Raw genomic sequence first — 14,763 nt, 5'->3', positions numbered from 1 at the left:
ATTTTCAGCCATTTATCATTTTTTGCTGTAACAGGTTCTTTCTCTATCTAATATAAGATAATTATAGGAACATAGATTGGAGAAAATAGCAAATGAATTGTTACCCATACTTAGGTTATAAGGAAGTCTGCGAGCAGACTCCGGTTCAATTTCCACCTCAGCACCAGCCAAACCAGCCTGGCTTAGAGACATTAATGGATCCCAAACCTGTTTTTGATAATCCAGATTACATTGGAACAGGAAAATTAAAGAACAAAATTGCATTAATTACCGGAGGAGACAGCGGAATCGGAAGAGCAGTAGCACTGGCTTTTGCTAAAGAAGGAGCTGATATATGTATTGTTTATTTCGATGAACATGAGGATGCCCTTATAACAAAATGTTACGTGGAAAAACAGGGCAGGAGATGCCTGCTGATTTCTGGCGATATAAGAGATGAAGCGTTCTGTAAAAATGCGGTATCTGACACGGTAGCGTTTTTCGGTGGAATTGATATTCTTGTAAATAATGCAGGCGTACAGTTCCCTCAGACGGGAATAGAAAATATTTCAGAAAAGCAAATGAGGCTTACATTTGAAGTCAACTTTTATGGATTATTCATGATGACGAAGCTGGTTCTTCCTTATTTGAAATGTGGCAGTTCTATCATTAATACTACCTCAGTTACCGCTTATGAAGGAAATAAATGGCTGATTGACTATTCCAGCACGAAAGGTGCAATAGTCAGTTTTACCCGTGCTATGGCACATTCACTTGTCTCGGATGGAATCCGTGTAAATGCAGTTGCACCGGGACCTATCTGGACGCCGCTTCAGCCAGCCAGCTGGCCAGCTGATTATATACCGACTTTCGGCTCCAATACACCAATGAAACGAGCAGGTCAGCCGTTTGAGCTTGCCCCAACCTATGTATATCTGGCAAGTGAGGATTCATCCTACGTAACCGGTCAGGTTCTGCATGTAGATGGTGGGCAGAGCATGCAGACATAAAAATTTCGGCAATTGGCATTTCTAATATCTAAAATTGAAAAACTATATTATTTGTGATAAAATGTAACTAATTTCCAGATGAAGAAGGAGGTATACCATATGAGTAAAGAAGTATTGAATTATATTGTTGAAAAAGCACACGAACTAATCAATGCGCCGTCCTGTAGTAAAGAGGCAAAAACAGCAGCCCAGAACTGGTTGGATGCCGTTGGAACAGAACAGGAAGCAACGGAAACGAAAAAATTTATGGATGAGCTGAAAGCGGATGTGGTACCAATTGACATGTTAATCGGTTTTGCAGAATCTGATGACGGAATTCGTGTTTTCGGAGCAGATACTGCAAAGAATATTGCTGGACATGCTAAAAAAATCAAGTCTGCAGGTGCAATCTATTGTGATTGTCCGGCCTGTGCGGCAGCAACGGCAATCCTTGAAAAGAAAGATGTTATTCTGGGATAGACATGGTGTTATAAGGAGGGCCGTGAATTATGATGATTCTTTCGGTTATTAATTTAATTCTTTTACTTATAGGAATATTTGGCATAGGAATGGGCATGTATGCTTTATTTCTTGCTATTAAAGCACTCAAAATTTATATAAAGAAGAATACATGATTGATATGATAAAAAACCGGCTTAATTGCCGGTTTTTTATTATCCAGTTGCATGGAAATGTAGAATCATTAATATATTTGTCGGGACCAGCATAATTTATAGTATAGATTAATTTTATAAGGAGGAAAAAGGAATGAATAAAGAATATCTGATAAGATGGATAAAAGCTGCAGGAATCAGAGCGATAAAAACAATGGCACAGACCGCACTTGCCACAATAGGAACCACAGCGGCTATGTCGGAAGTCAACTGGGTAATGGTAGCTTCTACGGCAGGACTAGCCGGTATTATCTCACTTCTTACGTCAATAGCCGGACTACCTGAATTAAAAGTGGAACAGGAAGATATAAGCATAAAAAAAGCCCCGTAATCACGAGGTTTTCTAACAGCTCCCGGGGGGACTCGAACCCCCGACCCACGCATTACGAATGCGTTGCGCTACCAACTGCGCTACGGAAGCAATCCGGAATTTCGGCAAGTGCCGAACCTTTGACAGTATAACAAATAGAATGTGAAAAATCAACCCTTTTATGAAAAAAAACTTAGATTATGTAATCATTGCCAAACGTTCCATAAAAAGCTATAATTAACATAAAAGAACCAGATGTCAGTTTATATTTCTACAAGGAGTCTGACTTTTATGCATGCTAAGGATGAGATCAGGATTAGAAAATTGGATATGGCGATTCCTGTACTCCTATGGCTGTTTCTGATTATCTGCTGTTTGAGTTTTCTAATCTATATGATACGGAAAAATGAAATAGAAAACAATTATGATTATTATAGTGCAGCAAAGCAAAATCAGTCTACGGTAAAAAGCCAAATTGAAGGAGATATACGCCTTCTGAAAACAATGGCAGCAGGTTTTAGAGGCATGGATTCTGAACATGCCAGACAGCTTCCGGAAATCATTGACCGTATGAATCATTCGAAGGAAGGCATGAAGATTGAGTATGCTAAAAAACTTGACTGGTCAAGGTTAGACAGAGAAGATACCTATTTGACTGTAATGATAAAGGGGGACAAGAACCAGCCCCTGGGATACCTTTATGCAGGGAATGCCCGTTATATGCTGAACCAGATGTTAAATACCCAGACCCTGGCAGGAGTGGGGATCTGCGCTGTTTTAGATAACAAAGGGTATTACATAGCAGCGAATGGTAATCGTGATGCAACAGACTGGAATAGTATAAGAAATAAGACTTATGAAATGATAACCAATCACCAGCAGACATCATCGGAGTTGAATTTTACAAAGAATAAGCATGATTTTACTGTTCTAATTCCGTTGGAATACAATGACTGGTATTTGTTGAATGTTTTTCCTAAATCGGGTTTGCAGGGTATATATATGGAGATGGCTGTTGGGATCGGAATTATGATTTTGATATCCTCAGGTTTATTTTTTGTCTTTTTCTACAAGCAATACAGGACAATTACAGCGAATCAGAAGACATTGGTGAACATCGCCTATACGGATTCCCTGACCCGCAGCCGGAATTTTCATTCATTTAAAAAAGAAGCGGTGCGAATCCTGCGGACCGCTGACTTAAAGCGCTATGCGGTATGGTATTGTGATATCAAAAAATTTAAAATTATTAATGATGTTCTCGGGTATGAGGAAGGAGACCGCATTCTTATAGAGATTGCTGATCTGCTGCAAAAATGCTCGGGGCAGAATTCCCTGTTCTGCAGAGTGTCTGCAGATAATTTTGCAGGTCTATACCAATATGAATTGCGGACGGAGCTGCAGAACTGCTTTCAAAAGCTGATTGAAGAATTTCGACAAAAGGAGTTGTCTTACAATAAAAGAATTGCTACGGAGCTTTGCATGGGAGTTTATTTCCTGGAAGAAGAGGACAGGAATGTATCCATAGATAACATTGTAAATCGTGCCAACATTGCACAAAAATATACAAAAAATCTCCCCGGTAATCAGTTTGGTATTTACAACAAGGAAATGCGGGACAAGGTTGTGGATGAATCAGAGCTGGAATCCGAAATGGAAGGTGCTATTAAAAGACAGGAATTTCGGATCTTTATACAACCTAAGGTCTCTATACAGAAGGATAATGAGATTGTAGGGGGAGAAGTACTGGTAAGATGGGAAAACCCCAGGAAAGGAACCATACTGCCTGGGCAGTTTATTCCAATTATGGAACGGGATGAAAAAATTATTATGCTGGACCGCTATATGTTTGAAAGATCATGCCAATGGCTGCACCAGTATTTAAAATCAGGAAGAAAACCGATTAATCTGGCTGTGAACGTCTCAAAAGTTGGGATACTGAGAGATGATTTTGTCGATTATTATGGAAGTATTAAGGAGAAATACGAGATTCCTGACGGTGTGCTGGAATTGGAATTTACAGAAACGGTTATGCTTACTGATGATACTGTTTTTAATGGTCTGGTGGCAAGACTTCATGAAAAGGGATTTATCTGTTCCCTGGATGATTTCGGAGCAGGCTACTCTTCTTTGAATCTTTTAAAGAATCTATCCATAGATATTGTTAAACTGGATATTATGTTTTTCAGGAAAAGCAATGATATCAGAAGGGAACGCATTGTTATATCCAATATTATTCGAATGGCGAAGGAACTTCAGATTAAAACGATTGCAGAAGGGGTGGAATACACGGAAACAGTCGACTTCCTAAAGACAGCAGGTTGTAATATTGTACAGGGATACGTATTTGCCAGACCGATGCCGGTGGAGTCCTTTGAGAAACTTCTTAATGAAACAGTGACTCTGGTTCCACAAGATGAATAGAAGGCGGTGAATACATGAACAGAGAAATAATCAGACAGCATATTTGTGTCAGCGGAAGAGTTCAGGGAGTGGGCTTCCGCTTTCGGACCATGCAGTTTGCCAGTCAGCTAAAACTGGCAGGCTGGGTGAGGAATCTGGATGATGGACGTGTGGAGTTGGAACTTGAGGGGGAACGAGAGAAAATTGATCATTTATTCGAGCTGTTAAAGGGAGATCGCTTTATCAGAATCGAGAATTATGAAGCAGATCTAATACCTGTCAGACATGAATCTGTTTTTCAGATAAGATGAAATTGAAATATAAATAATCCTGGTATTTACAAGGGAACTTGTATTTACTGGGATTTTTTTATAAATGTGTACAGACTATGAACGAGATCATCGTATTTTGAACATGAGATAGACGTCCACCGCCCTAAATATTATCTCGAAACCAGCCAGAAACCGCTGCCCATAATTATTTAGGCGGATTTAATTTTATAAAAAAAACCAACAAAACAACAATGCTGACGCATCTAAATAACATAATAATAAAGGAGGCAGTAATGAATAGAGTTAAAATTGATACCATATTTGATTTGATAAAAAACAAAGAACCGCGTGGATTTGAAATTTTGTACCAACAGTATTTTCGTCTTATGTACGGCGTGGCATATTCGATTACCGGTAACGAGGATCTGAGTAAGGACGCTGTCCAAAATACGCTTATCAAGCTATTTAGCCTCGAACCTTACAAATTTCCCAAAGCACATGCGCTGACATGGCTGTATTCTGTGGTTAAAAATGAATCGCTTATGCTGCTCCGTAAGGAAAAGCATGCTATTGACATTAGTACTATCGCCGAAATACTGCCAGTTGATGACAAAAGTATCGAGGATTTTGTCGATATGGAAAACTACTACAGTATGATTTCATCTCTGAACGAAAAACAACAGCAGATTGTTACGTTGAAGGTATTGGGTGGTATGAGCCATAAAGAAATATCTCACATGTTGCAGAAGCCGATCGGTACAATTCAATGGACCTATAATATGTCCATTAAAAAACTGCGTGCCGTGCTTTCTACTATGGCTGCGCTTGTCATCATGCTAGGCACAGGCTTTGTTTATAAACTGATTCGAGCATTTGATATAGAATACATTGAAATCCCGGAAATGGAGAAGCCTGGCAATATCCCAACACCACCAGTAATTGATGCGTGGGTTATTGTGCTCGGGATAAGTTTTTTGTTGTCGGTGACAGCTTTAATCGTATTTTTTAGAAATTCAGACAAATTGCCAACAAAACGCAAAGCCAGACGCATCTAAAAGATAGGAGCAAAACAAAATGTTAAAATAAAATTAAGAGGAGAATAACAATGAAAAAAAATAAAACAATCATGTTGATGACACTTGGGTGCGTTATGTGTCTCAGTATAACTGCTTACGCCTATATTAACACCGACTCGAAAGAATCCATTCTAAATAAAACGCCTATAACAGCGCCAGCACAGGAAAGTGAAATCCCCGATGGTACTGAAGCGCCTGGTGTTGTGAAGTTCAAAGGCAAAATTGCCAGCATTGATGGAGACGAAGCAATCGTGACGCCCGATGAAGGTGAAGATATCCGCAGCTCGGGAGATGCTATTCGTATTAATATCGCTGATTACAGCAAACCACTTAATGTAGGCGATACCGTGACCATTTATTATGACGGCATAATTATGGAAAGCTATCCGTTGCAGATCAATCTCCTTGGCATTAACGATGAAATGTTCCATATTAAAGAACCTGGCAACAGTGAGGATTGCCGCCCGAATAATTGATATAGCTATTCGTGCAAAGAAAGAGTTGGCGTATAAATTGTATAGGGTTAATTTCGTGTTCGTGATTTTATCGGGAATGTTCAGCCAGTATATACTGTAAAAAAAATCAAAGTGGTGTCAAACCCAAAAAAAGAGGGCGATCCAGATCATTCCGGAAGTCCTCTTTTTCCTTGTAAATCAAAGGTTTTAAGCAGATAACGGGAATCGGACCCGCCTCCTCAGCTTGGGAAGCTGATGTTCTACCAATGAACTATATCTGCATATTTTTGCTGTTTGACACATTCTGTATTATAGCATAACAGTCTGGAATATATCAATAGTTTTTTCTGAAAATTGGTAAAAAATTCCCCATCAACTTGCCAAAAATGGAAAAACCATTGTATAATGGGTTTTGATAATACAAGATGTGGAGGAGTATCATGGCGAAAACGCAGTATAATGCGGATAGTATTACCGTGCTGGAAGGCCTTGAGGCGGTGCGGAAACGTCCGGGAATGTATATAGGAAGTGTTGGGACAAAGGGACTGAATCATCTGATTTATGAAATTGTTGATAATGCAGTGGACGAGCATCTGGCTGGTTTCTGCAGTCATATCTGGGTGACACTGGAGGCAGACGGGTCCTGTACAGTCAAAGACTCCGGACGAGGAATCCCGGTTGAGATGCATAAAAAAGGTGTTTCTGCAGAACGGGTTGTTTTATCCACTCTTCATGCAGGCGGCAAGTTTGACAATGATGCTTACAAAACCAGCGGAGGGCTTCATGGTGTTGGTTCTTCCGTGGTAAATGCTTTATCAGCTTACATGAGTGTCAAAGTATATAAGAATGGTCTGATTCATTATGACAAATATGAGCAGGGCATACCAACGGTGGATCTGGTGGATGGCCTGCTTCCCACGTTAGGGAAAACCAAAGAGACAGGAACGGAAATCAATTTCCTCCCTGATGAGACAATATTTGAAAAGATACGTTTTAAAGCAGAATGGTTAAAAAGCCGTCTACACGAAACGGCGTACTTAAATCCCAAACTTCATATCACTTATTCCAATAAGAGACAGGGAGAAGAGGAAAAAGTAGAATTTTACGAGCCGGAAGGAATCGTGGCTTATGTAAAAGAGTTAAATGATGGAAAAGAGGCTGTTCATGATCCGGTCTATTTTAAGGGAATCGTTGATAAGGTCGAAGTGGAGGCTGCGATTCAGTTTGTAGACACCTTCGAAGAGAATATACTTGGATTCTGCAACAATATCTTCACCCAGGAGGGCGGAACCCATCTGGCAGGTTTTAAGACCCGCTTTACCCAGCTGATTAACAGCTATGCAAGAGAACTTGGAATTTTAAAAGAAAAAGATTCTAATTTTACAGGAGCAGATACCAGAAACGGTTTAACGGCTGTCATCGCAGTCAAACATCCCGATCCGATATTCGAAGGACAGACAAAGACAAAGCTGGCCAGTGCAGATGCCACAAAAGCTGTTTTTACGGTGGCAGGCGAAGAATTGCAGCGATATTTTGACCGGAATTTAGAAGTCCTTAAGTCTGTTATCAGCTGTGCAGAAAAATCAGCTAAAATCCGAAAAGCGGAAGAGAAAGCTAAGACAAATATGCTCAGCAAGTCAAGATTTTCTTTTGACAGCAATGGTAAACTGGCCAATTGTGAGAGCAGGGATGCATCAAGATGCGAGATATTTATCGTAGAGGGAGATTCGGCCGGCGGCTCTGCCAAAACGGCCAGAAACAGACAGTATCAGGCTATTCTGCCCATCCGGGGTAAAATCCTGAATGTAGAAAAAGCCTCCATTGATAAGGTTCTGGCCAATGCGGAAATCAAGACGATGATTAATACCTTTGGCTGTGGCTTTTCTGAAGGCTACGGCAATGACTTTGATATTACGAAACTCCGTTATGATAAGATTATACTCATGACGGATGCCGATGTGGATGGCAGCCATATTGATACGCTTCTGTTAACCTTTTTGTATCGTTTTATGCCTGAATTAATTTACGATGGTCATGTTTATATCGCCATGCCGCCGCTGTTTAAGGTGATTCCAAAACGGGGCGAAGAACAGTATCTGTATGATGAAAAAGAACTGGAACGTTACCGGAAAACACATACCGGTGATTTCACCCTGCAGCGCTACAAGGGTCTTGGAGAGATGGATGCAGAGCAGCTTTGGGAGACAACTCTGGATCCCGAACGGCGTGTCTTAAAACAGGTGGAGATTGAAGACGCACGAATGGCCTCAGAAATAACAGAAATGCTTATGGGAAGTGATGTACTTCCACGACGGCAGTTTATCTATGAGCATGCGGACGAAGCTGAGATTGATGCGTAAGGAGAAGGAATATGTCAGAAAAAATTATTAAAACAGAATATTCCGAGGAAATGCAGAAAAGCTACATGAACTACTCCATGAGTGTCATTACAGCAAGAGCAATCCCGGATGCGAGAGATGGATTAAAACCGGTGCAGCGCCGCGTGCTTTATGATATGAGCGAACTGCATCTAAATCATGATAAACCTCACAGGAAATCAGCGCGTATTGTGGGTGATACCATGGGTAAATATCATCCACATGGAGACAGCTCCATCTACGAAACCCTGGTGGTGATGTCTCAGGTATTTAAAAAAGGAGTTCCACTGGTAAACGGTCACGGTAACTTCGGCTCAATAGAAGGAGACGGGGCCGCAGCCATGCGATATACAGAAGCCAGACTGGAAAAGTTTGCGGAAGAGGTCTATTTAAAAGATCTGGATAAAACCGTAGATTTTATCCCCAACTATGATGAGACGGAAAAAGAACCGGAGGTTCTGCCCGTAAGAGTCCCCAATCTGCTGATCAACGGCGCAGAAGGAATTGCAGTCGGAATGAGCACAAGCATTCCCCCTCATAATTTAGGAGAAGTGGTGGATGCAGTTCAGGCGTATATTGACAATCCGGATATATCCATAGGAGAACTGATGGACTTTCTGCCTGGGCCTGATTTTCCCACAGGCGGAATTATTGCAAATAAAAGCGATCTTCCGGCTATCTATGAAACAGGAATGGGAAAGATCAAGCTGCGGGGAAAAATAGAGGTAGAGCTTGGAAAGCGAAAAGCAGATAAAGACAAGCTGATCATTACCGAGATTCCGTATACTATGGTCGGAGCCGGAATTAATAAATTTCTGATGGATGTAGCAGATCTGGTGGAGAATAAAAAGCTTACCGATGTAGTAGATATCTCCAATCAGTCGAATAAGGAAGGAATCCGGATCGTTCTGGAGCTTCGTAAGGACGCTGATGTAGAAAAGATCCGTAATATCCTCTATAAAAAGACGAAACTGGAAGATACTTACGGCGTAAACATGCTGGCAATCGCAGGCGGAAGACCGGAAACTCTTAATTTAAAAGGGATTCTTAAAAATTATCTGGAATTCCAATATACCAATGCGACCAGAAAATATCAGGTTCTCTTAGACAAAGAACTGGAAAAGAAAGAGATTAAAGAAGGTCTGATAAAGGCCTGCGATATCATTGATTTGATTATCGCTGTATTAAGAGGATCAAAAAATCTAAAGGATGCCAAAAACTGTCTGATGACAGGTGATACTTCCAATATTTCCTTCCGGGTAAAGGGTTTTGAAGCAGATGCGAAAAAGTTATCCTTTACAGAGAAGCAGGCAAGTGCAATCCTTGAGATGCGTTTATATAAACTGATCGGACTGGAGATTCTCCAGCTGGAAAAGGAATTTAAGGAGACTCTTGCAAAGATAAAAGAATATGAAAAAATCCTCTCCAGCAGAAAGAACATGGCGCAGGTCATTAAAAAAGATTTAAATTATATTAAAACAGAATATGGTACTCCCAGAAAGACCTTAATTGAGGATGGCAAGGAAGCTGTCTATGACGAGGCAGCAGTCACTGTATCAGAAGTCACCTTTGTGATGGACCGGTTTGGATACTGCAAAGTACTGGATAAAAATACTTACGACAGAAATAAAGAAACCATTGAAACAGAGAATCCTTTTGTGGTAAACTGTTTGAATACGGATAAGATCTGTATATTTACCAATACTGGGAATTTACACCAGATTAAAGTACTGGACATACCAGGCGGGAAACTGCGGGATAAAGGGACTCCCGTTGATAACTTAAGTAAATTTGACGGAACCAGGGAAGAAATCATCTATTTATCCCATGCAGCCGGATTAAAAGGGAAGAAATTCCTTTTTGCTACCAGACAGGCTCTGATCAAGATGGTTCCCGGAGAAGAATTTGAGACAAATAACCGTACCGTAGCCGCTACCAGGCTGTTAGATGATGATACGCTCATCATGGTGCTTCCATATGAGGGACAGACAGATACTGTGCTTCAGACCTCTTCAGGTATATTCCTGCGCTTTACAACAGAAGAAATACCTGAGATGAAAAAGAATGCCAGAGGTGTAAGAGGGATTAAACTTTCACCAGGAGAAACTCTGGAGACGGTTTACTTACTGGGAGATGAACCGGTGATACAATATAAAGAAAAAGAAGTCCATTTAAACCGCTTAAAGATTAGCAGGAGAGATGGAAAAGGCAGCAAAGTACGCCTTTAATGCTTTACTGCAACACACATTTAAAGGAAATGTCCTCGAGCCGCGTACAAATGTATTTTTCTCACGAATAAATATTGATTTTTTTTTCACTTTGTTATAGGATAGTTAAGAATTTAGCGTATTATAGTATTACAAAATGAAAAGAAATGAGGAGAAAGCGATGGAAAAGAAGTTGCGAGTTGGTATATTGGGAGCTACCGGTATGGTTGGTCAGAGATTCATATCTCTGCTTGAGAACCATCCATGGTATGAGGTGGTGACAGTGGCAGCCAGCCCCCGTTCAGCCGGAAAGTCATACGAAGAGGCTGTTGGAGACCGCTGGAAGATGACATCTCCTATGCCGGAAGCAGTGAAACACTTAACAGTCATGAATGTGAATGAGGTCGAAAAAGTTGCTGCAGAAGTGGATTTCGTATTCAGTGCAGTTGACATGACAAAAGAAGAGATCAAAGCGATTGAAGAAGCTTATGCAAAGACTGAGACGCCGGTTGTGTCCAACAACAGCGCCCATCGATGGACGCCGGATGTACCGATGGTAGTTCCTGAGATTAATCCGGAGCATTTTGAAATAATAAAAGACCAGAGAAAACGCCTGGGCACACAGCGGGGATTTATTGCAGTAAAACCCAACTGTTCCATTCAAAGCTATGCACCGGTTCTGACTGCATGGAAGGAGTTCGAACCGTATGAAGTAGTAGCTACGACTTATCAGGCAATTTCAGGAGCTGGAAAGACTTTCGCAGACTGGCCTGAGATGGAAGGCAATATTATTCCATATATTGGCGGTGAGGAAGAAAAAAGCGAGCAGGAGCCGCTTCGGCTCTGGGGAACTATAGAGAATGGTCAGATTGTTAAGGCCGCAGAGCCTGTAATTACGTGTCAGTGCGTCCGGGTACCTGTTCTCAATGGCCATACAGCAGCAGTTTTCGTGAAATTCCGCAAACAGCCTGAAAAGCAGGAATTAATCGACCGTCTGGTGAACTTTAAGGGACTTCCCCAGGAATTGGATCTTCCAAGTGCTCCAAAGCAGTTTATTCAGTATTTAGAAGAAGATAACCGTCCCCAGGTAACGCTTGACGTAGATTTTGAAAACGGAATGGGTGTTTCTGTCGGCCGGTTAAGAACAGATTCTGTTTATGATTATAAATTTATTGGTCTGTCCCATAATACAGTACGCGGGGCAGCCGGAGGCGCAGTACTCTGTGCAGAGCTTTTGACAGCTCAGGGATATATTAAAGCCAGAGATTAACTGGATTATGAGGCTCTCTCTGTCCAGGAGGGAGCTTTTATAAAATAGGTATATGGAGGAAGTAATATGGCATACAAAAAAGAGCTTTGGGGTAACATGCCGGATGGCAGAGAAGTGTATCTGTATACACTGGTGAATGAAAACAGAGTTTCTGCTTCATTTACAAATCTGGGTGCAATTTGGGTAACCATGCTTGTACCTGACAGGAGCGGAAAGGAGACAGATGTGGTATTAGGGTATGATTCTGTATCTGATTATCTGCTCAACCCGCCGCATTTCGGGGCTCCCATTGGAAGAAATGCCAACCGTATTGCCGGTGCAAAGTTTACCATTAATGGAAAAGAATATAAACTTGCAGCCAATAACAGCACCAATAACTTACATAGCGGACCGGATCTTTACCGAACCCGTCTGTGGGACAGCGAAGTGGAAGAAAATGAGCTTGGAACCAGCGTGAGCTTTTCTCTGTTTTCACCGGATGGAGATCAGGGATATCCCGGCAATGCCAATATTACCATAACGTATACCCTGACAAAGGATAACAGCCTGGAGATCTCTTACCATATGATCTGCGATGAGGATACGGTAGCAAACTTTACCAATCACAGCTATTTCAATCTGGATGGACATGATGGCGGTAATGCATTAAAGCAGCGTGTCTGGATAGATGCCGATACATATACAAGAGCCGATGAAATCTCAATTCCCACTGGAGAATTTACTCCGGTAAAGGGAACGCCCATGGATTTCACTACCATGAAACCAATTGAACAGGATTTTCATTCAGATTATGAAGATCTTGTTTTTGGAAACGGCTATGACCATAACTGGGTACTTAATCATCCGTTAAAGGAGCTGGCGTTAAGTGCAGCTGCGGAGTCGGATCAGACGGGTATCCGGATGGAAGTTTACACCGATCTTCCGGGTATGCAGTTTTATACCGCTAATTTTTTAAATGACCAGATGACTGGAAAAGGCGGTGCTGTTTATAACAAGCGCTGCTGTTACTGCTTTGAAACCCAGTATTATCCCAATGCAGTGAATACACCGGAATTTCCTTCCCCAATCTTAAAAGCAGGGCAGGAATATCAGACAACGACTATATACAAATTTTCCACAATTCAGTAAAGAACTGATAAAAACTCAGGGACGCAGATGACTGCGCCCCTGTACCTTTGTGAAAGGATGCTTTTTGTATACATATGAATAAAGTGAATGAAAATGGAATAAAGGCACTATCAGTCATAGGACTGATTATCACGACGATTATCTGGGGAAGTGCGTTTGCCGTGATGAAAAATTCGGTAGATGTTATATCTCCGACTTATCTGCTTGCGCTGCGGTTTACCATCGCGTTTGCAGCACTTTCTGCAGTGTTCTGGAAGCGGTTAAGGGAAGTGGGGAAAAAAGAGGTTTACTGCGGAGTGATACTAGGCTTTTTTTTATTTACCAGTTATTTTTTTCAGACCTATGGACTGAAGTATACCACTGCCAGTAAAAATGCATTTATAACCACATTATACGTGATTCTGGTTCCGTTTTTGCACTGGTTTTTTAATAAGAAAAAACCATTAAAAAACAATCTGGGAGCAGCTGTGATTGCTGTTATCGGACTTGCCTTTATTTCGCTTGAGGGAGACTTAAGCGTGAATGTGGGAGACTTACTGACTCTTATTTGCGGACTGTTTTTTGCTTTTCACATCGTTTTTGTCGGGCGATATGCAGAAACTTATGATCCCATTATAATGACAGTACTGCAGATGGGAGTGGCGGCAGGATTAAGCTGGGTAATTGCTCCTTGTCTGGAGGGAAGTTTAAAGCTTGCTGTAATCGACCATTCGATGGCTGTCAGTCTTTTATATCTTGGTATTTTCAGTACCATGATCTGTTTCCTTCTTCAAAATATGGGGCAGAAGCATTTAAGCCCGAATACATCTTCTATTATTCTGTCCTTTGAGTCGGTTTTTGGATTGCTGTTCTCCGTTTTTCTTCTGGGAGAGCCGGTAACTTTAAAGCTTCTCACGGGCTGCGGCCTGTTGTTCCTGGCAGTTATACTGTCTGAATACAGAAAACCAGTTTCCCAACGTTAGCTCTCCATACTCTTGCAGACATCAACCCATTCTATAGCATGAGCAAATAAAAACAGTTCTTCATTTGTCAGTTCAATGGCAGAATTAGAACTGCCGGCGGCTGGAAAAACAGAAGAAAATCTCTGAAGTGACACATCTAAGTAGGTGGCCGCACAGTCCGGATTGGCAAAGGGACATACGCCCCCGATCTCATGACCGGTCAAGGCCGCCACTTCGTTTGCTGCCAGCATTTTTGATTTAATTCCAAATGTTTTTTTGAATTTTGCATTATCAATCTTCATGTCTCCAGCTGTTACCACCAGAATGCAGCGGTTTTCTTCACGGGCGTGAAAAGACATGGTTTTGGCAATTCTTGCAGGAATCACGTCAAGTGCCTTTGCCGCTAATTCTACAGTTGCACTGGAGACTGGAAATTCCATAACATCGCAGTCTCTTCCGGATTCTTTAAAATATTCTTTTACCTTCTGTATTGACATAAGACGAACACTCCTTTGCTTTAATGTAATAGAATTTTAAGTAAATTGTTAATCATTGTACCATTGATATTCAATTTTATCAATGTTATAATAAATTTTGATGTGCCTTTTGGTGAGAGTTGTCAGAAATATTTGCTATTCATGAAGTTTAATGGTATAATAGAACGGTTACTATCACAAAACA

The 14,763-nt window shown here is 41.1% G+C and carries 13 protein-coding genes and 2 tRNA genes; 12 read left to right on the top strand and 3 right to left on the bottom strand.

Annotated features, from left to right (window positions below; genetic code table 11):
- Positions 1–92: 92 nt before the first annotated feature.
- From CRO04_RS21575 to CRO04_RS21565, 3 genes are all read left to right on the top strand, one after another.
- Positions 93–989, top strand: a complete 897-nt coding sequence (locus CRO04_RS21575) for an SDR family oxidoreductase (RefSeq protein WP_097006312.1) — start codon at positions 93–95, stop codon at positions 987–989.
- A gap of 99 nt (positions 990–1,088) precedes the next feature.
- Positions 1,089–1,448, top strand: coding sequence for a molecular chaperone Hsp90 (locus tag CRO04_RS21570; protein ID WP_097006311.1), 360 nt, complete (start codon positions 1,089–1,091; stop codon positions 1,446–1,448).
- A gap of 288 nt (positions 1,449–1,736) precedes the next feature.
- Complete coding sequence (locus CRO04_RS21565; protein WP_097006310.1) at positions 1,737–1,973, top strand: holin; 237 nt, start codon at positions 1,737–1,739, stop codon at positions 1,971–1,973.
- A gap of 17 nt (positions 1,974–1,990) precedes the next feature.
- On the opposite strand, the gene CRO04_RS21560 is transcribed toward CRO04_RS21565, so the two are convergent.
- Positions 1,991–2,063: transfer RNA gene (locus CRO04_RS21560), tRNA-Thr, on the bottom strand.
- A 180-nt stretch (positions 2,064–2,243) separates the two neighbouring features.
- Between CRO04_RS21560 and CRO04_RS21555 the strand changes: the two genes are divergently transcribed.
- The 4 genes from CRO04_RS21555 (at position 2,244) to CRO04_RS21540 (ending at position 6,179) form a co-directional block, all read left to right on the top strand.
- Positions 2,244–4,376, top strand: coding sequence for a putative bifunctional diguanylate cyclase/phosphodiesterase (locus tag CRO04_RS21555; RefSeq protein ID WP_166432636.1), 2,133 nt, complete (start codon positions 2,244–2,246; stop codon positions 4,374–4,376).
- Positions 4,377–4,390: 14 nt separating this feature from the next.
- The gene (locus tag CRO04_RS21550; RefSeq protein WP_097006308.1) at positions 4,391–4,666 is read left to right on the top strand and encodes an acylphosphatase; all 276 of its coding nucleotides are present in this window, start codon (positions 4,391–4,393) and stop codon (positions 4,664–4,666) included.
- Between the two features lie 254 nt (positions 4,667–4,920).
- Positions 4,921–5,682: an RNA polymerase sigma factor gene (locus CRO04_RS21545; RefSeq protein WP_166432635.1), complete on the top strand. Its 762-nt coding sequence runs from the start codon at positions 4,921–4,923 to the stop codon at positions 5,680–5,682.
- Between the two features lie 50 nt (positions 5,683–5,732).
- Complete coding sequence (locus CRO04_RS21540; protein ID WP_097006306.1) at positions 5,733–6,179, top strand: hypothetical protein; 447 nt, start codon at positions 5,733–5,735, stop codon at positions 6,177–6,179.
- A 189-nt stretch (positions 6,180–6,368) separates the two neighbouring features.
- Here CRO04_RS21540 and CRO04_RS21535 read toward each other — a convergent pair.
- A tRNA-Gly gene (locus CRO04_RS21535) sits at positions 6,369–6,439 on the bottom strand.
- 159 nt (positions 6,440–6,598) lie between these two features.
- Here CRO04_RS21535 and CRO04_RS21530 point away from each other — a divergent pair.
- The 5 genes from CRO04_RS21530 (at position 6,599) to CRO04_RS21510 (ending at position 14,103) form a co-directional block, all read left to right on the top strand.
- Positions 6,599–8,518, top strand: coding sequence for a DNA gyrase/topoisomerase IV subunit B (locus CRO04_RS21530; RefSeq protein WP_097006305.1), 1,920 nt, complete (start codon positions 6,599–6,601; stop codon positions 8,516–8,518).
- Between the two features lie 11 nt (positions 8,519–8,529).
- Positions 8,530–10,764 (top strand): DNA gyrase/topoisomerase IV subunit A, encoded by a 2,235-nt coding sequence (locus tag CRO04_RS21525; protein ID WP_097006304.1) that lies wholly within the window; start codon positions 8,530–8,532, stop codon positions 10,762–10,764.
- Between the two features lie 160 nt (positions 10,765–10,924).
- Positions 10,925–12,013 (top strand): aspartate-semialdehyde dehydrogenase, encoded by a 1,089-nt coding sequence (gene asd / locus CRO04_RS21520; protein ID WP_097006303.1) that lies wholly within the window; start codon positions 10,925–10,927, stop codon positions 12,011–12,013.
- A 66-nt stretch (positions 12,014–12,079) separates the two neighbouring features.
- Positions 12,080–13,141: an aldose epimerase family protein gene (locus CRO04_RS21515; RefSeq protein WP_097006302.1), complete on the top strand. Its 1,062-nt coding sequence runs from the start codon at positions 12,080–12,082 to the stop codon at positions 13,139–13,141.
- A 74-nt stretch (positions 13,142–13,215) separates the two neighbouring features.
- Positions 13,216–14,103, top strand: coding sequence for a DMT family transporter (locus tag CRO04_RS21510; protein ID WP_097006301.1), 888 nt, complete (start codon positions 13,216–13,218; stop codon positions 14,101–14,103).
- On the opposite strand, the gene CRO04_RS21505 is transcribed toward CRO04_RS21510, so the two are convergent.
- Positions 14,100–14,579: a YbaK/EbsC family protein gene (locus tag CRO04_RS21505; RefSeq protein WP_097006300.1), complete on the bottom strand. Its 480-nt coding sequence runs from the start codon at positions 14,577–14,579 to the stop codon at positions 14,100–14,102. The two genes, CRO04_RS21510 and CRO04_RS21505, sit on opposite strands and share 4 nt — an antisense overlap.
- Positions 14,580–14,763: the final 184 nt, after the last annotated feature.

Origin of the sequence: Lacrimispora amygdalina, assembly GCF_900205965.1 — a bacterium.
Taxonomy (GTDB): Bacteria; Bacillota; Clostridia; order Lachnospirales; family Lachnospiraceae; genus Lacrimispora; species Lacrimispora amygdalina_A.
This window is presented reverse-complemented; position numbering and strand designations above follow the sequence as displayed.

Bases quoted from the DNA above. Each gene is read 5' to 3' on its own strand.
- CRO04_RS21555 (WP_166432636.1), top strand. From the start codon at position 2,244: ATGCATGCTAAGGATGAGATCAGGATTAGAAAATTGGATATGGCGATT.
- CRO04_RS21505 (WP_097006300.1), bottom strand. From the start codon at position 14,579: ATGTCAATACAGAAGGTAAAAGAATATTTTAAAGAATCCGGAAGAGAC.
- CRO04_RS21525 (WP_097006304.1), top strand. From the start codon at position 8,530: ATGTCAGAAAAAATTATTAAAACAGAATATTCCGAGGAAATGCAGAAA.
- CRO04_RS21565 (WP_097006310.1), top strand. From the start codon at position 1,737: ATGAATAAAGAATATCTGATAAGATGGATAAAAGCTGCAGGAATCAGA.
- CRO04_RS21530 (WP_097006305.1), top strand. From the start codon at position 6,599: ATGGCGAAAACGCAGTATAATGCGGATAGTATTACCGTGCTGGAAGGC.
- CRO04_RS21550 (WP_097006308.1), top strand. From the start codon at position 4,391: ATGAACAGAGAAATAATCAGACAGCATATTTGTGTCAGCGGAAGAGTT.
- CRO04_RS21575 (WP_097006312.1), top strand. From the start codon at position 93: ATGAATTGTTACCCATACTTAGGTTATAAGGAAGTCTGCGAGCAGACT.
- CRO04_RS21540 (WP_097006306.1), top strand. From the start codon at position 5,733: ATGAAAAAAAATAAAACAATCATGTTGATGACACTTGGGTGCGTTATG.
- asd (WP_097006303.1), top strand. From the start codon at position 10,925: ATGGAAAAGAAGTTGCGAGTTGGTATATTGGGAGCTACCGGTATGGTT.
- CRO04_RS21515 (WP_097006302.1), top strand. From the start codon at position 12,080: ATGGCATACAAAAAAGAGCTTTGGGGTAACATGCCGGATGGCAGAGAA.
- CRO04_RS21510 (WP_097006301.1), top strand. From the start codon at position 13,216: ATGAATAAAGTGAATGAAAATGGAATAAAGGCACTATCAGTCATAGGA.
- CRO04_RS21570 (WP_097006311.1), top strand. From the start codon at position 1,089: ATGAGTAAAGAAGTATTGAATTATATTGTTGAAAAAGCACACGAACTA.
- CRO04_RS21545 (WP_166432635.1), top strand. From the start codon at position 4,921: ATGAATAGAGTTAAAATTGATACCATATTTGATTTGATAAAAAACAAA.